Below are 16,889 nucleotides of genomic sequence, written 5' to 3'. Positions count from 1 at the left end.
GGCAGAATGTTCCTCTACCGCCCCTTAAAATAATTTGATTCTGACCGGGTGTCCAAGTCCTCTTAGTAGGACAGCTGTGCGCGGCCCTTTGCGCGGCGGCGGGACAAAACCTTGCGGCCGTTGGCGCTCGCCATTCTCTTGCGGAAGCCGTGGACCTTCTGGCCGTGCAGTTTCTTGGGCTGATAGGTACGTTTCGTTGCCATCTTAAGACACCTCCTGTTATAATTCCGGCGGGCCGGGGAATCCCTTCCCGCACTTACTCGACGACAGACGGCAAGCCTTCCGCCGCAGTAATCCATTCGTGCGTCAACCAATTGTGACGCACCGAATAGTATACAGACTTTTTCAAAAGGTGTCAATACATAAACCGGTAAAAAAACTCTTGTTTTCCCATACTTTGCGCACTTTTTCCAGTCCTTTCAAAATATAGTGGGACAACTATCACACCGCGCTACATCTTGTGTATAGAAATGGAAGAGTATGGGAACCATTTTCTTGTGCAGTTTCACTTCTTATTTATTAGAATATGTATGGACACCAGAGCCCTTTTTTGGTATACTGGTACAGTATTATTTTGCTGCATTTTGCCTGTTCAGAAAGGGGCGTAACGCGTTGAATTCCGTGGCAGACATCTGGACCACCGTTTTGCAGAAGCTGCAAAGCGAGCTGTCCGAAACCACCATCTCCACCTGGTTCGACGAGCTGGAACCGGTGGACATCCGGGAGTTTACCTTTTACTTCCGCTGTCCCAACGACTTTAAAAAAGGCTACATCGAATCTTTGTTCCTGGACAATATCCGCGCCGCACTCCAGGACATCTTTTCCCACGAGTTTGAAGTGAAAATCCTGGATGAGGAGGAATACGCTGCGTTTGAGTCGCCGGAGAGTGCGAAAAAAACACGCAGCCTCTTTGAATCGGACGACTTTACCTTTGAGACCTTTGTGGTGGGCCCGTCCAACAAGCTGGCCTACGCCGCCGCCCGGTCCGTGGCGGAGCGGCCCGCCGCCAACTACAACCCGCTGCTGATCTACGGCGACTCGGGCCTTGGCAAGACCCATCTCCTCTACGCCATTGCCCACCTGATCCGCAAAAATAACGCCAAGGCCAAAATCGCCTATGTGAAGGGCGACGACTTCATCAACCAATTCATCGAACTGATCCGGGCGGGCCGGGGCAGCGAGTTCCGCGCCCGGTACCGGGAGGCGGACCTGCTGTTGGTGGACGACGTGCAGTTTGTGGCCGGTAAGGAGCAGGTGCAGAACGAATTCTTCCACACCTTCAACACCCTCTATGAATCGGGCAAGCAGATTGTCCTCACCTCCGACCGTCCCCCCTCTGAGATGACGCTGCTGGACGACCGTCTGCGCACCCGTTTTGAGTGGGGACTTCTGGCGGACGTTGCGCCGCCGGACTTTGAGACACGGATGGCCATCATCAAAAACAAAGCCGCCATGCTGGGTATGGAACTCCCAGATTCCATCGCCGGCTTTATTGCCGAGAAGGTTACGGCCAACGTGCGCCAGCTTGAGGGCACCATCAACAAGATTCTGGCCTACAAAGACCTTTTGGGCAACAACGTGGACGAGGAGGCTGTGAAGCGTGCCATCCGGGACATCCTCTCCAAGAGCGGGGAAATTATCCCCACGCCGGAGATGATCATCGGATACGTCTGCCGCTTCTACAATATGGAGGAAAACATCATCCGGGGCCAGCAGCGGGTGAAGGACGCCGTCCAGGGCCGCCAGATCGCCATGTACCTGATCCGCCGCATGACCAACCTCTCTTTGGTGGACATCGGCCGGGAGTTTGGCAACCGGGACCACGCCACGGTGAAGCACTCCATTGAAAAGGTGGAGAAGCAGATCCGCAGTGACCCCGCCTTTGCCGAAATCATCAAGGAACTGACCACCAACATCAACTCCAAAAAGTAGGCATCCTTTCCACAATTTGCTGTGGAAAAGGAAAACTCCAATGTGGAAAAGATGCCCCAATTTTCTGATGTGGAAAAACAGCGCAATTTGTCCACATCCCCTGTGGATGGACAACCCTTACGGAAATCGACGTTTCCCGCCTTTTCCACACAAAAGGCCCCCTGCTGCTACTGTTACTAACTTCATATCCTATGCTTTTCTTGCTGATGATATGCATCCTTTGCAAACTTTTTTTCGAAAGGAAGGATCTACATGAAATTCTCCTGTGAGAAGGCCCTCCTCCAGAGCGTAATCGCCACTACCTCCCGGGCCGTTTCCACTAAGAGCTCCATCCCCGCGCTGGAAGGGCTCCTCCTCCAGGCGGGCGATATCCTGACCATCTCCGGCTACAACATGCAGACCGGCATCCGCGCCAAAGTCAGTGCCGACATCACCGAGGGCGGCGAAATCGTCCTCAACGCCCGCCTCTTCGGCGACATCATCCGCAAAATGCCCGACGATGTGGTCACCTTTGCGTCCGACGACCGCTTTATGGTCCATTTGAGCTGCGGCGACGCGGCCTTCGACATCTTAGGCCTCAGTGCCGCCGATTATCCGGAGCTGCCGGCGGTGGAGGATGAGTTTTCCATCTCCATTCAGCAAAAGGTGCTGCGGGAGATGATCGGCCAGACGTTGTTCGCTGTCTCCACCAACGAGAGCCGTCCGGTCCACACCGGCTCCCTTTTTGAGATCAACGACAAGGGGCTGACCATCGTGTCCGTGGACGGGTTCCGCCTGGCGGTGCGCCGTGAGCCTCTGGAGAAGATTGACGGCGGCGCCTTTTCCTTCGTTGCGCCGGGGGCGGCCCTCTCCGAGGTGGAGAAAATCTGTGAGGACGTGGAGGATTTGGCCTGCGTCACCCTGGGCAACCGCCACATCCTCTTTGAAGTGGGCGACACGGAGCTGATCTGCCGCCGGCTGGAGGGAGAGTTCCTGGATTATAAGAACGCCATCCCCCGCAACAACCCCATCCGGCTGATCGCCGACACAAAGGCGCTGATCGAGAGCATCGACCGGGTCAGCGTGGTGATTTCCGACAAGCTGAAAAGCCCGGTGCGCTGTGTCTTTGACCACGAAAAGGTGATGCTCTCCGCCAAGACGGGCAACGGCGAATCCAAGGACGTGTGCCCCCTCTCCGGCGACGGCGGCGGCCTGGAGATCGGCTTCAACAACCGCTATCTCATGGACGCGCTGCGCTATGCGCCGGCCGAGGCCGTCCAGATCGAGCTGAATACCGGCGTTTCCCCGGCCGTGATCGTGCCCACGGACGGCGGGGAGAGCTTCCTCTATATGGTGCTGCCGGTGCGGCTGAAGGCCGCGGAATAAAGGAGCGGTGATTGCCGCGGATCGGAGCAATATGAAAATCATTTCCATTACAACGGAATATATCAAGCTTCAGGACCTTTTAAAGTTTGCCGCCGTCACGGAAACCGGCGGCGAGGCCAAGCAGCGCATCCAGGAGGGGGAAATCCTGGTCAATGGAGAGGTCTGCACCATGCGCGGCAAAAAGCTGCGTCCCGGGGACGTGGTCTCGGCGGACGGACAGGAGTTCGGCCTCAGCTATGCGGATTGACGAGCTGACTCTGGAGCGGTTTCGCAACTACGCCTGTGAGCGCGCGGAGTTCGACCCCCGGTGCAACGTGATCTATGGGGAAAATGCCCAGGGCAAGACCAATCTGCTGGAGGCCATCGCCTATCTCTCCAGCGGACGCTCCCCCCGGGCGCGGTCCGACCGGGAGATGATTGGCTTTGAGGAGCAGGACGCCAGGATCGGCGCCAGGGTCTTTGCCCGGGACCGGGAGTTCGCCATGGAGGTGGAGCTCTACCGGGGACGGCGGCGGAGGATGCGGGTAAACCAGGTTGCGGCCAAAACGGCGGCGGAGCTCTCCGCTGTGTTCAACACAGTGTTTTTCTGCCCGGAGGACCTATACCTCATCCGGGACGGCGCCGCCGCCAGGAGGAAATTTTTGGACGGCTGCCTCTGCCAGCTGCGGCCCCGCTATGCGGCGGCCCTAACAAGCTATCACAAGGTCTATGAGCACAAGACCCGGATACTCCGGGACTGCGGGGAGAAGCCCTCCCTGCTGGAGGCGCTGCCGGAGTTCAACGAGCAGATGGCCGTGACCGGCGCGGTGGTGATCCACTACAGGGCGCAGCTGTGCCAGCGCCTGGGGGAGTATGCGGCAGCCGCCCATGGGGAGTGCTCCGGCGGACGGGAGGAACTGCGCCTCACCTATCAGACCGTCAGCACTGTGGAGGACCCCCTTGGCAGCGTGGGCGATATCGCGGAACAGCTGCGGTCCCATCAGCGGTCCCATGAGAGCGCCGAGCGGGCCGCGGGCCTTTGCCTTTCCGGGCCGCATAAGGACGACATTGAGGTCTTTATCGGCGGGCGCAGCGCCAGGACCTACTCCTCCCAGGGCCAGACCAGGACGGCCGCCCTGGCCCTGAAGCTTGCCGAGCGGGAGATTTATCAAAATGTCACTGGAGAGTATCCGGTGCTGCTGTTGGACGACGTGCTCTCCGAGCTGGATGAGCGGCGGCAGGAATATGTGCTCAACCGCATCTCCGGCGGCCAGGTGTTCATCACCTGCTGCGAGGACGACCGGCTGGAGGAGCTCTTGGGCGGGCGGGTGTTTCACGTGGAACGGGGGATCATCCGCTGACGGAGGGACTATGTATCTGCATCTTGGAAAAGACGAGATCGTGCCGGAGCACAGCGTCATCGGCATCTTTGACCTGGATCAGGTCTCCTATGGCAAACGGGGCCGGGAGTATTTGAGCCGGGCGGAGGAAGAGGGCGTGGTGCTGGACGTGGGCGAGGACATCCCCAAATCCTTTGTGGTCTGCGACCACCCCTATCACCGGCAGATCGTTTATTTGAGCCAGCTGAGCACCGCCACGCTGCAAAAGAGGGCGGAGAGCGGAGCGCTGGAGGAGTGAACGAGCATTTCTTTGCACAGCAGTCCCACGGGGCCGCCGGTGAATACCGCTCTGGCGTAAGCGTGGGAACATGAATAGGGAAGACGAACCGGCCGCAGGAAACCCGGGCCGGGAGTTCAGATATGGATATCGTCCGGGCGGAACGCCATTGGCGCTTTGGCCCTGTCAACGGAAGGAAGGAAGATCATGGCAGAAATCGAAAACCTGACGAGCCCGCAGGAGTATGACGCTTCGGAAATCCAGGTGTTGGAGGGGCTGGAGGCGGTGCGCAAGCGCCCGGGCATGTACATCGGGTCCACCTCCTCTTCAGGCCTCCACCATCTGGTCTACGAGATCGTGGACAACTCCATCGACGAGGCGCTGGCGGGCTTTTGCACGGAGATCACCGTGCAGATCAACGAGGACAACACCATCACGGTGGTGGACAATGGCCGCGGCATCCCCGTGGACATCCAGGCCCAGACGGGCCGGCCCGCCCTGGAGGTGGTATTCAGCGTGCTTCACGCCGGCGGAAAGTTCGGCGGCGGAGGGTATAAGGTCTCCGGCGGCCTCCACGGCGTGGGCGCCAGCGTGGTGAACGCCCTGTCCGAGTGGCTGGTGGTCCAGGTCCACAAGGAGGGTAAAATCCATGAGATGCGCTTTTCCCGGGGCCACATCACCCAGGAGATCACTGTGGTGGGCGAAACCGACCGCACCGGCACCACCGTCACCTTTAAGCCGGACCCGGAGATGTTTGAGGATACGGTGTACAATTATGATACCCTCCACACCCGCATGCGGGAGGAGGCTTTTCTCAACGCGGGGCTGCGCATCCGCACCATCGACAAGCGCCCCGGCCTGGAGAAGAGCGATGAGATGTGCTACGCCGGCGGCATCCGGGAGTTTGTTGCCTGGCTGAACAAGAACAAGGACCCCCTCCACGAGGGCATGATCTACATGTCCGGCATGAAGGGCGACTCCATGGCGGAAGTGGCCATGCAGTATAACTCCAGCTACAACGAGACCATCCTCTCCTTTGCCAACAACGTCCACACCCCGGAGGGCGGCATGCATGAGGAGGGCTTTAAGCGGGCGCTGACCACGGCCCTCAATGCCTACGGCCGAAAGATCAGGATGCTCAAGGACGATGAGAAAATCTCCGGTGAGGACTGCCGCGAGGGCTTGACCTGCGTCATCTCCGTGAAGCTCACCGACGCCCAGTTTGAGGGCCAGACCAAGGCCAAGCTGGGTAACAGCGAAATCCGCACCCTGGTGAACAACGTGGTGGCGGAGAAGTTAGAGATTTTCCTGGAGGAGAATCCCCAGGCCGGCCGCATGATCCTGGATAAGGCCCTGACGGCCAACCGGGCCAGGGAGGCGGCCAAGCGGGCGCGGGAGTCCATCCGCCGCAAGACCGCCTTAGGCGGCGCGGCCATGCCCGACAAGCTTCGCGACTGCAACGAAAATAACCCAGAACTCACGGAACTTTATATCGTTGAGGGTGACAGCGCCGGCGGCTCCGCCACCCAGGGGCGGGATTCCCGGTTCCAGGCGATCTTGCCGCTGTGGGGCAAGATGCTCAACGTGGAGAAGGCCCGGGCGGATAAGGTCTACGGCAATGACAAGCTGACCCCGGTGATCACCGCCCTGGGCGCCGGCATCGGCGAGGACTTTGACCCTGCCAAGCTGCGCTACCACAAGGTCATCATCATGGCCGATGCCGATGTGGACGGCTCCCATATCCGCACGCTGCTGCTGACCTTCTTCTTCCGCTTTATGCGGCCCTTGATCGAGCAGGGCTACGTTTACGCCGCCGTGCCGCCCCTCTATAAGCTGAGCCGGGGCAAGACCACCCGCGTGGCCTTCTCCGATGAGGAGCGGGACGCGGTCAGCGCCGAGCTTCGGGGCGACAACCCCAACGCCAAGGTGGACATCAGCCGCTTTAAGGGCCTGGGCGAGATGAACCCCCACGAGCTGTGGGAAACCACCATGAACCCGGAGACCCGCACCTTAAAGCGCATTGAGCTGGACGACGCCGTCCAGGCAGACGAGACCTTCACCGTCCTCATGGGCGAAAAGGTGGAGCCCCGGAAGGAGTTCATCGAGCGCAACGCCAAGTACGCGGTGAATCTGGATTATTGATTGTACCGCCCGGCGCGGAGGCGGCAAAACCCGCATTTTTATCTGGAAGATAGAAACCTCTATACAAGGAGGACATTGATACATGTCAAAAAAACCCCAATACGATCCCGAGGAGATCCGCTACCCCGACCAGAAGATCGTGGTGTCTCCCCTGGTGCCGGAGATGGAGCAGTCCTACATCGAGTACGCCATGAGCGTCATCGTGGGCCGTGCCCTGCCCGATGTGCGGGACGGATTGAAGCCCGTCCACCGGCGCATCCTCTACGCCATGTACGAGGACAATCTGACCTCTGACCGGCCCTACAAGAAGTCCGCCACCTGTGTGGGCGACGTGCTGGGCCGCTACCACCCCCACGGCGACGCCAGCGTCTACGACGCCCTGGTCCGGCTGGCCCAGGACTTCTCCATGCGCTACCCGCTGGTAGACGGCCACGGGAACTTCGGCTCCGTGGATGGAGACCCCCCCGCCGCCTACCGTTACACCGAGGCCCGCATGGCCAGGCTCTCCGACGAGCTGCTGCGGGACATCGACAAGGACACGGTGGACTGGGACCCCAACTTTGACGAGACCCGCAAAGAGCCCCGGGTCCTCCCCTGCCGCTTCCCCAATCTGCTGGTCAACGGCTCCTCCGGCATCGCCGTGGGCATGGCCACCAATATCCCGCCCCACAACCTGCGGGAGGTCATCGGCGCGTGCATCTGCGTGCTGGAGAATCCGGAGGCGGAGCTCAGCGACCTGATGGAGCATGTGAAAGGCCCGGACTTCCCCACCAAGGGCATCATCATGGGCCGCGCCGGCATCCGCGCCGCCTACGCCACCGGCCGGGGCCGCCTGGTGATCCGGGCCCGCCACGAGCTGGAGGAGTTTGGAAACGGCCGCACCCGTATCGTCATCACCGAAATCCCCTATCAGGTCAACAAGCGCATGCTCATCAAGAACATGGCCGACCAGGTGGAGGATAAGCGGCTCGAGGGCATCAGCGACATCCGGGACGAGACGGACCGCAACGGCATGCGCATCGTCATTGAGCTGAAAAAGGATGCCAACTGCCAGGTGGTCTTAAACCGCCTCTTTGCCCAGACCCAGCTGCAGACCACCTTTGCCATCAACATGCTGGCCCTGGTCCAGAACCAGTCCCAGCCCAAGATTTTGTCACTGCGCCACATCATCGACGAGTACCTCCGCTTCCAGGAGGAGATCATCCTCCGCCGCACCCGCTATGACCTGCGAAAGGCCCAGGAGCGTGCCCATCTGCTGGAGGGCTTGCTCATCGCCCAGGATAACATCGACGAGGTCATCCGCATCATCCGCACCAGCTACGACGACGCAAAGCAGCGCCTGTGCGAGCGCTTTGGACTGGACGATATCCAGGCCCAGGCCATTTTGGATATGCAGCTCAAGCGGCTTCAGGGATTGGATCGGGAGAAATTGGAGGGCGAGTACAAGGAGTTGGAGGAACGCATCGCCTATTACAACAAGCTCCTTGCCTCCGACGAGCTGCTGCGCCAGGTGCTGAAGGAGGAGCTTCAGGCCATTGCCGACAAGTTTGGCGACGAGCGCTGCACTGAGATTCAGGACGTGGAGGACGAGATCGACATCGAGGACCTCATCGAGGAGGAGCAGTGCGTCTACACCATGACCCAGGCCGGATACATCAAGCGCCTGCCCGCCTCCACCTACCGCTCCCAGCACCGGGGCGGAAAGGGCATTGCGGCCCAGAGCCTGCGGGAGGAGGACTGCGTGGAAACGGTGTTCACCGCCTCCACCCACGACTATATCCTCTTTTTCACCAACACCGGCCGGGTCCACCGGAAGAAGGGCTATCTGATCCCCGAGGCAGGCCGCACCGCCAAGGGCACCAACATCGTCAACGTGCTGCCCGTGGAGCCTGGGGAGAAGGTCACCGCCATGCTCCACGTCAAGAGCATGGAAGAGGACGCCTTCCTGGTCATGACCACCCGCAACGGCACCGTGAAGCGCATCACCCTGGAGTCCATCCACACCGCCAGAAAGGCGGGCATCCGGGCCATCACGCTGGATGAGGGCGACGAGCTCATCAGCGTGCGCATCACCGACGGCGAGCAGAACATCCTCCTGATGACTCACGACGGCATGGCCATCTGCTTCAGTGAAACCGACGTGCGCTGCATGGGCCGGGACGCCGTGGGCGTCCGGGGCATCCGCCTGCGCGAGGGCGACTATGTGGTCTCCGCCTGCCGCCTCCACGGCGAGGGCACGCTGCTGGCCATCACGGAGAACGGGTTCGGCAAGCGGACCAGCGTGGGCGAGTACATGCGCGGCGGCGAGGACGCCGGCCCCCAGAAGCGGGGCGGCTACGGCATGAAGGGCTATCAGATCACGGAGAAGACCGGCAAAATTGCCGGAGCCAAGGTGGTGGATGGGGATGAGGACATCCTGCTCATCTCCGACGACGGCACCATCATCCGCATGGCCTGCGAGGACGTGAACATCTATGGCCGCACGGCCCAGGGCGTCCGCGTCATGCGTGTTGCGGAGGGGGCCAAGGTCATCTCCCTGGCCCGGGCGGAAAAAGAGGAGTCTGAGGAAACGCCCACCGACGAAAACGAATGAGATCAAAAGGGAGGCAGAACATGAGACGCTATCACATCCGGCCCACAAAGGAAATGCGCCCCTTTGGCATCGCCTTCAGCATTTTATATATCGTGGTTGCCTGCGTGTTTGTCGTCATCGGCGTCACGCAGGTGATCCCCAGCGGCGCGGGCTTGTTCGGAGTGCTGTGGACGGGCATGGCGCTGTGTTTTGCCGTGTTCGGCATTTATAACCTGGTGCGTACCCTCCGCAGCAAGGATGGATCCGGGCTCTATGGCGTGGAGATTGTGGACGAGTCCGCCTCCCCTTCCGCCGGCGGCAGTACGGAGCAGCGGCTTCAGGAGCTGCGCAGCCTTTACGACCGCAGCCTCATCACTGAGGAGGAGTACGAGGAAAAACGCCGGGAGATTCTGAAGGAACTATGAAGACAGTGACCATTTATACCGACGGCGCGTGCAGCGGCAACCCCGGTCCGGGAGGCTGGGGCGCGGTGCTGCTCTATGGCGAACACCGGCGGGAGCTCTCCGGCGGAGAGGCCAACACCACCAACAACCGCATGGAGCTGACGGCCGTGATCTCCGCACTGGCCCTTTTGAAGGAGCCCTGTGAGGTGGAGCTGTGGTCGGATTCCAAATATGTGATCGACGGCCTCTCCAAAGGCTGGGCCAGGGGCTGGCAAAAGCGGGGCTGGGTGAAGTCCGACAAGAAGCCAGCCCTGAACCCGGACCTGTGGGAAAGGCTGCTGGAGCTGACCGACCGCCACAGCCTCCACTACCATTGGGTCAAGGGACACGCGGATACGCCCGAAAACAACCGCTGCGACGAACTGGCGGTGGCAGAGAGCAGAAAGTTCCGCTGAGCACAAGGGGCAGATTACAAAAACTTCCAGAGTTCAGGTTTGACCAACGAGTTTACAAACTGTTCACACCAAAATCATAATTCTGCCATGATTTGGGGGTATCTTAAGAATCAGCAAAGGGAACCACAACCCGATGCGATTTTTCTCCCTCCTAAACACACACAAACACACACAGAAGGAGCCGCCAATTTGGCGGCTCCTTCTGTGTCTTCTATATGTGCTGACTGCTTCCGGGCCCACAGTCCATATGCTGTGCGCCGGGAGCCCACCGCTTTACAGCCCCAGCCCTTTGCGGAGGTTGACGATGAAGTCCTGGGCGTTGGTGACGATGCCCTTGGCGGAAAGGCTTCCCCGGTCGCTGAGCTTGTTGACCGTGAACTCGGAGATATCCACGCAGTAGAAATACACCTGCCGGACCGTGCCGTCGGAGAGCACCCGGTAGGAGGGGGTCATGTTGCCCGTGGCAATGGTGTGGAGGGTGGTGGCCATGCAGATCACCGTGGTGGCGTCACGCACCTGGTCCCGCATGGCGTCCTGGGCCTGGTACACGTCGCCGTATACCGGGGGCAGCGGGCCGTCGTCCCGGATGGAGCCCGCCAGCACATAGGGCACATGATGGGTTTCGCAGGCGTGGATGATGCCGTTGTCGATTCGCTCTTCCCGCAAAAAGGCGGCCACGGAGCCGTGGTAACGGACGGCGTTGATGGTATCCAGGTGGTTGTAGTGGCCGTTGGGCTGGCTCTGCTGGGTGTAGATGTTCTGGCCCAGGGCCGTGTTCAGGTAGGCGGCCTCCAGGTCGTGGGTGGCTAAGGCATTTCCGGCCAAAACGGCGTGGACGTAGCCGCCGGCGATCAGCCTGGCAAAGGCGCTGCGGGCGTCGCTGTCAAAGGAGAAGGCGGGCCCCATGACCCAGACGATCTTCCCGTGGTCCTTTTCATAGCGCAGCAGCTCGTAGAGCTCGTCATAGTCCCGGGAAAATGCGGTCTCCCGGGAGCGGCCCTGGCGGAAGGCAAAGAGGTCCTGGTGCTGCCCCGGCTCGTGGAAGCCGGTGCCGTGGACAAAGATGCCCTCCTCCCCCCGCTCCGTGCGGCCCAGGACCACCAGGTCCCCGGCCTTCAGACGGCGGAACTCCCGGACCGCGATCTCGCCGTTTTCCCAAACGGCCACGCAGTCCATGCGGCTCTCTTTTGCGAGGCGCCACTGGCCCTCGATATGGAAGTACTCGGGGAAAATGCTCATGGCGTGAAAGCCCGCGGGCGCAACGCCGTCCTTGGGCGCGCCCTGCAGGACGGCCTCCGGGGCCGTGTTCAGGGCTGTGAAATCCGGCGGCGTATAGCCGCGCAGCGAAAAGGACATGGACTCAATCCTCCTATATGTAGTCGGCAAAATGAATCGTCTTTTTTCAGCTTACCAAATTGTGAAAAAACTTGCAAGGACGTTCCTTGTAAAACAGGGGTCTCTGGTGTAAAATAAACCCGAATGTAAAATTAATCCTGTAAAATAAACCCAAATATCATGTAAATGAGGAGGAATCGTCCATGAAAGACGGATTCATTTCCGTGGCCTGCGGCACGCCCAAGCTGCGCCTGACAGACTGCGATTACAATGCGGAGCAGAGCTTCACCCTCATGCGAACGGCGGCCAAGGCTGGCGTGAAGGTGCTGGTGCTGCCGGAGTTAGGGCTCACCGGGTACACCTGCGGCGATCTCTTCAACCAGAGCGCCCTGCTGGAGGGGGCGCGGGAGGCACTTGCCACCATCCTGACCGCCACCCGGAACCTGGAGGTGGTGACGGCGGTGGGACTGCCTCTGCAAAAGAATAACAAATTGTATAATTGCGCTGCTATTATACAAAAAGGATCGATTTTAGGTGTTGTTCCCAAGACCCACATCCCCAATTACGGGGAGTTTTATGAAAAGCGGCACTTTGCCCCGGCCCCGGAGGAGGACAGCCTGCTGCCGGAGCTGTGCGGCCAGAGGGACGTGCCCTTCGGGACCCACCTCCTGTTCCGGTGCGAAACTGTGCCGGATTTGACGCTGGGCTTTGAGGTCTGCGAGGATCTGTGGGCGCCCTGCTCGCCGTCCGTGGGGCTGTGCCAGGCCGGCGCCACCATCATTGGCAACCTCTCCGCCAGCGACGAGCAGGCGTCCAAGGACAGCTACCGCCGCCAGCTGGTGGCCGCCCAGAGCGCCAAGCTGATCTGCGGCTATATCTACGCCAGCGCCGGCGAGGGGGAATCCTCCTCGGACCTGGTGTTCAGCGGACATGACATCGTCGCGGAGAACGGGACCATCCTCAACGAGGGCCGGTTCGAGACAGGCCTTAAGATTTCCGAGGTGGACGTGCAGCGCCTTGCCGCCGAGCGGCGCCGCACCCAGATGCTGGACAGCGCGCCCCATGGACGCTATTCCACCATCCCCTTCACCCTGACGCTGGAAAAGACCAAACTGAGCCGGTATGTGGCGCCCCAGCCCTTTGTGCCGGAGAGCCGGGAGGACCGGGACGAGCGGTGCCAGGAGATACTGCTCATCGCCGCCCTTGGCTTAAAGCAGCGGCTGGAGCACACGGCCGCCAAGACGGCGGTGGTGGGCCTCTCCGGTGGGCTGGACTCCACTCTGGCCATGCTCATCACCATGATCGCCATGAAGATGCTGGACCGCCCCACCTCCGACGTGGTGGCGGTGACCATGCCCTGCTTCGGCACCACCAAGCGCACCCGGACCAATGCCCAGGTGCTGGCGGAGCAGCTTGGGGCCACGCTCCAGACGGTGGACATCTCCGACACGGTGCGCAGCCATTTCCGGGACATCGGCCACGACATGGCGGATCACAGCGTCACCTTTGAGAACGCCCAGGCCCGGGAGCGGACCCAGGTGCTGATGGACATTGCCAACAAGACCGGCGGCATCGTCATCGGCACCGGCGACCTCAGCGAGCTGGCCCTGGGCTGGGCCACCTACAATGGGGACCACATGAGCATGTACGGCGTCAACGCCTCCATCCCCAAGACCCTGGTGCGGCACCTGGTGGCCTATGTGGCCAAGGACAACTCCGATAAGGACGAGGCCCTGGCGGATGTGCTGGAGGACATTTTGGCCACGCCCGTGTCTCCGGAGCTGCTGCCCGCCATTGAGGGGAAGATCGCCCAAAAGACCGAGGATCTGGTGGGGCCCTATGAGCTCCACGATTTCTTCCTCTACTATATCGTCCGCTGGGGGTTCCCGCCCCGGAAGGTCTACCGCCTCGCCCAGTACGCCTTGGGCAAGACCTACGACCGGGAGACAATCCTCAAATGGCTGAACAACTTCTACCGCCGCTTCTTTGCCCAGCAGTTCAAGCGCAACTGCCTGCCCGACGGGCCCAAGGTGGGTTCCGTGGCCTTCTCCCCCCGGGGCGACTGGCGCATGCCGTCCGACGCCAAGTGGACGCTCTGGGAGGCGGAACTCAAAACGCTGGAATAGAAAATGGACCGCGCTCTGGTGCGGCGGCAAATTGGACAGACGCCAAACATGGCGTCTGTCCAATCATTTTTTTACATGTCATGCGGTGCATAAACTGTGGAACAACCCAGATTTCATCCAGTGACCAATTTGAAGTGATTGGCCTCCTCCCCCCAGGATTGCTGTATAAAATGGATTCTACTGTTAAGCTCTCAGTATCGAGGAAAAATTAAAATCTTCCTATAAATTAATTATTGGAATCATTTGTTTACAAATGGAGTAGAGTCTGTTATGCTGAGCGTGAAGGGAGGCGGTGGCGTGAAATCGTCGCGGTACCGGTGGGTGGTCTGCGCCGCAAGCTTTCTGCTGCTGTTTTGCTGCATTGGGCTGACGGCCAATTCCTTTACGGTGTACCAGCCGTATCTGATCACACAGAAGGGGATCAGCAATACCCAGTGCTCCATGCTGGTGACGCTGCGCTGTGTGGCATCGCTGAGCGGCCTGTTCTTTATCCAGTTCTACTATCAGAAGGTAGGCATCCGGCTGGGCACCACCCTTGCGCTGCTGCTCATGGCCTCCTGCCGGGCCATGTTCGCCTTTGGCGGCGGATATCCCTCCTATGTGGCGGCCACCTGTATCGGCGGCTTTGCCCACAGCCTGGGCGGGATGGTGCCGGCGTCATTGGTGCTCACCCGCTGGTTCCGGGAGCGCTCCGCCACGGCCATCAGCATCTGCGCCGCGGGCACGGGCCTCGCCTCCGTGGTGGCGCCGCCGGTGCTCACCTATGTAATCGAGCGCGTGTCGCTCAAGGCCGCTTTTTTGGCGGAGGCCGCCTTTGGGGGCTGCGCGGCCATATTGATTCTGATCTTCATGCGGGACCGTCCGGCAGAGGAGCTGGAACACGCCGCAGTCCCAACAGCCGTCCGGCCAAAGCGGGACTGGGGCATGCTGACAGCCTCCCTCCTGTTAGGGACCATGGGCGTGCCGGGCTATGCCACCTTTACGCTGCTCTACCGCAGCGAAGGGTTTGACAGCGCCACAGTGGCGCTGCTCATCTCTCTTCTTGGCGCGTCGCTGTTGATCTGCAAATGTTTATACGGCATGGCCACGGATCATATGGGTTCCTACCCGGCAGCCCGGCTCTTTTTCTGCGTGCTGGTGGCGGCCCAGGCTCTGACCTGCCTGGCGGTGACGAAAAGTTTGCCCGTTGCGGTTGCATCCATGCTGCTCCAGGGGTTCAGCCTGCCGCTGACCAACGTGGGCGTGTCCGTCTTTGCCAAGGACATGTCCCGGCCCGACACCTACGCCGCCACGCTGCGGGAGTACCAGATCGCGGGAATGGTGGGCGCCATCGCCTTCAGCCCCATGCCCGGCGTCTTGGCAGACTGGCTGGGCAGCTACGTGCCCACCTACATACTGCTCACCGTCAGCGCGGCAGCCTCCATGATCCTGGTGTGCCGGGGCTACCGGGCACGCGCCGCGGAGGGTGCGGGGCGGTAGCGGAGCTGCTGCCCGCCAGGGCCTGGACGGCCCGTTGGTCAGAAAAGCCAGGCGTCTGCCGTCAGGCGTAAAAGAAAAAAGGACATCCAAAGTTGGATGTCCTTTTCGTTTGGCTCGATCAACCGATCTGGTTGAGCTTGAGGGCCATAGCGCTCTTTTTGTGAGCAGCGTTGTTCTTGTGCAGAACGCCCTTCGCAACAGCCTGATCGACCTTTTTCACTGCAACTTTGAAAGCGCCATCGGCCTCGGTGCGATTGCCTTCTTCGGCAGCAGCCTCGAATTTCTTGATGGCGGTCTTCAGCGCGGACTTCTCGGCCCGGTTGCGGGCGTTTCTCATCTCTGCCACCAGAACGCGCTTCTTGGCAGACTTAATGTTCGGCAAACCATACACCTCCCTTAGGCGATAATCTAATTTTGGTGAAACAACTTTCCACCATGCAGATTAGTATTTTAGCATCAAAACCTGAAAATTGCAAGCCTTTTTTCGCAATTCCCCTCAGATTTTTGCATATTTCCCCCACTGCGGACAAAAATAAGAACAATCTACAAGATTTAGTGGAAGGAAGGAGCCTTAAACACAAATCATGGGGACGAAACGGACAGACCTGGCCATGGAGGCCAGGGAGATTTGGCAGGAGAGCGCGGAAAAAACCACCCGGCTCCAGGGCGTAAAGGCCCGCGACAGCCGCCGGGAGGGATATGGCGTGACCCGGGTGGAGATATTGGATGAGCGGGGGGAGAAGGCCCTGGGCAAGCCTGCGGGCACCTATGTGACCGTGGACCTGGAGAAATTTTGGAGCAGGAAGGCCGGCTTTTTCGAGCGGGCCGTCCGGGCCGTGGGCGAGGAGCTGAAGGCGCTGCTGCCGCCGGAGGGGTCGGTGCTGGTGGTGGGCCTTGGCAACGCGGCCATGACGCCGGACGCGGTGGGGCCCCAGACCCTGGACAGCATCCTGGTGACGCGGCACCTGCTGCGCTCCATGCCCAAGCAGTTTTCCGGCTTCCGGTCCGTGTCGGTGCTGCGGACTGGGGTGTTGGGCACCACGGGGCTGGAGTCGGCGGAGATGGTCTGCGGCGCGGCGGAGCGGATCAAGCCGGACTTTGTGGTGGCGGTGGACGCGCTGGCTTCCCGCCGCTTAAAGCGGGTCTGCGCCACCATCCAGCTCAGCGACACGGGCATCGTCCCCGGCTCCGGCGTGGGCAACAGCCGCTCTGAGCTGAGCAAAAAGACCCTGGGCGTGCCGGTGTTCGCCATCGGCATCCCCACGGTGGTGGACGCGGCCACCCTGGCTGAAGACCTGGTGGAGGAGGCAGGAGGCGACACGGCGGCCCTGCCCGCCCTGGGGAAACAGGGAGCGCCGCTGATGGTCACGCCCCAGGAGATCGACAGCCGGGTCCGGGAGCTGAGCAAGGTAGCCGGCTATGCCCTGAACTGGGCGCTGCAGGACCTGGAGATCGAGGACGTCAACTCCCTTCTGAGCTGAAG

General features: G+C 60.7%; 15 protein-coding genes. 12 read left to right on the top strand and 3 right to left on the bottom strand.

Annotated elements, in window-relative coordinates; genetic code table 11:
- Window positions 1-62: 62 nt before the first annotated feature.
- Entirely contained in the window at window positions 63-203 is a 141-nt protein-coding gene (gene rpmH, locus H8790_RS12165) for a 50S ribosomal protein L34 (protein WP_187332778.1), read from the bottom strand.
- Between the two features lie 418 nt (window positions 204-621).
- Between rpmH and dnaA the strand changes: the two genes are divergently transcribed.
- The 9 genes from dnaA (at window position 622) to rnhA (ending at window position 10,466) form a co-directional block, all read left to right on the top strand.
- Window positions 622-1,932, top strand: a complete 1,311-nt coding sequence (gene dnaA / locus H8790_RS12160) for a chromosomal replication initiator protein DnaA (protein WP_243208608.1) — start codon at window positions 622-624, stop codon at window positions 1,930-1,932.
- Window positions 1,933-2,184: 252 nt separating this feature from the next.
- The gene (gene dnaN, locus H8790_RS12155; protein ID WP_187332776.1) at window positions 2,185-3,297 is read left to right on the top strand and encodes a DNA polymerase III subunit beta; all 1,113 of its coding nucleotides are present in this window, start codon (window positions 2,185-2,187) and stop codon (window positions 3,295-3,297) included.
- 31 nt (window positions 3,298-3,328) lie between these two features.
- Window positions 3,329-3,544 (top strand): RNA-binding S4 domain-containing protein, encoded by a 216-nt coding sequence (locus H8790_RS12150; RefSeq protein WP_187332775.1) that lies wholly within the window; start codon window positions 3,329-3,331, stop codon window positions 3,542-3,544.
- Window positions 3,534-4,637, top strand: a complete 1,104-nt coding sequence (gene recF, locus H8790_RS12145; protein ID WP_187332774.1) for a DNA replication/repair protein RecF — start codon at window positions 3,534-3,536, stop codon at window positions 4,635-4,637. The genes H8790_RS12150 and recF overlap by 11 nt, the downstream gene beginning before the upstream one ends.
- 10 nt (window positions 4,638-4,647) lie before the next feature.
- Window positions 4,648-4,914, top strand: coding sequence for an extracellular matrix regulator RemB (gene remB, locus H8790_RS12140; RefSeq protein ID WP_187332773.1), 267 nt, complete (start codon window positions 4,648-4,650; stop codon window positions 4,912-4,914).
- Window positions 4,915-5,100: 186 nt separating this feature from the next.
- Window positions 5,101-7,035 carry a DNA topoisomerase (ATP-hydrolyzing) subunit B gene (gyrB, locus tag H8790_RS12135; RefSeq protein ID WP_187332772.1) on the top strand — a complete coding sequence of 645 codons (1,935 nt, stop codon included), beginning with the start codon at window positions 5,101-5,103 and terminating at the stop codon, window positions 7,033-7,035.
- A gap of 82 nt (window positions 7,036-7,117) precedes the next feature.
- Window positions 7,118-9,628 (top strand): DNA gyrase subunit A, encoded by a 2,511-nt coding sequence (gyrA, locus tag H8790_RS12130; protein WP_187332771.1) that lies wholly within the window; start codon window positions 7,118-7,120, stop codon window positions 9,626-9,628.
- Window positions 9,629-9,648: 20 nt separating this feature from the next.
- Window positions 9,649-10,032: an SHOCT domain-containing protein gene (locus tag H8790_RS12125; RefSeq protein WP_207724190.1), complete on the top strand. Its 384-nt coding sequence runs from the start codon at window positions 9,649-9,651 to the stop codon at window positions 10,030-10,032.
- Window positions 10,029-10,466 carry a ribonuclease HI gene (rnhA, locus tag H8790_RS12120; RefSeq protein ID WP_187332769.1) on the top strand — a complete coding sequence of 146 codons (438 nt, stop codon included), beginning with the start codon at window positions 10,029-10,031 and terminating at the stop codon, window positions 10,464-10,466. The genes H8790_RS12125 and rnhA overlap by 4 nt, the downstream gene beginning before the upstream one ends.
- 273 nt (window positions 10,467-10,739) lie before the next feature.
- Here the strand turns inward: rnhA and H8790_RS12115 are convergent, their stop codons facing one another.
- Complete coding sequence (locus H8790_RS12115) at window positions 10,740-11,822, bottom strand: ornithine cyclodeaminase family domain (protein WP_187332768.1); 1,083 nt, start codon at window positions 11,820-11,822, stop codon at window positions 10,740-10,742.
- Between the two features lie 182 nt (window positions 11,823-12,004).
- Between H8790_RS12115 and H8790_RS12110 the strand changes: the two genes are divergently transcribed.
- A complete protein-coding gene (locus tag H8790_RS12110; RefSeq protein ID WP_187332767.1) occupies window positions 12,005-13,927 on the top strand; it encodes an NAD(+) synthase in 1,923 nt (640 codons plus the stop codon).
- A gap of 297 nt (window positions 13,928-14,224) precedes the next feature.
- Window positions 14,225-15,406 (top strand): MFS transporter, encoded by a 1,182-nt coding sequence (locus tag H8790_RS12105; RefSeq protein ID WP_187332766.1) that lies wholly within the window; start codon window positions 14,225-14,227, stop codon window positions 15,404-15,406.
- 118 nt (window positions 15,407-15,524) lie between these two features.
- Here the strand turns inward: H8790_RS12105 and rpsT are convergent, their stop codons facing one another.
- Entirely contained in the window at window positions 15,525-15,788 is a 264-nt protein-coding gene (rpsT, locus tag H8790_RS12100; RefSeq protein WP_187332765.1) for a 30S ribosomal protein S20, read from the bottom strand.
- Between the two features lie 202 nt (window positions 15,789-15,990).
- Here rpsT and gpr point away from each other — a divergent pair, with 202 nt between their 5' ends.
- Window positions 15,991-16,887 (top strand): GPR endopeptidase, encoded by an 897-nt coding sequence (gpr, locus tag H8790_RS12095; RefSeq protein WP_187332764.1) that lies wholly within the window; start codon window positions 15,991-15,993, stop codon window positions 16,885-16,887.
- Window positions 16,888-16,889: the final 2 nt, after the last annotated feature.

It is taken from the genome of Oscillibacter hominis (genome assembly GCF_014334055.1).
In the GTDB taxonomy this organism is placed as follows: Bacteria; Bacillota; Clostridia; order Oscillospirales; family Oscillospiraceae; genus Oscillibacter; species Oscillibacter hominis.
This window is presented reverse-complemented; position numbering and strand designations above follow the sequence as displayed.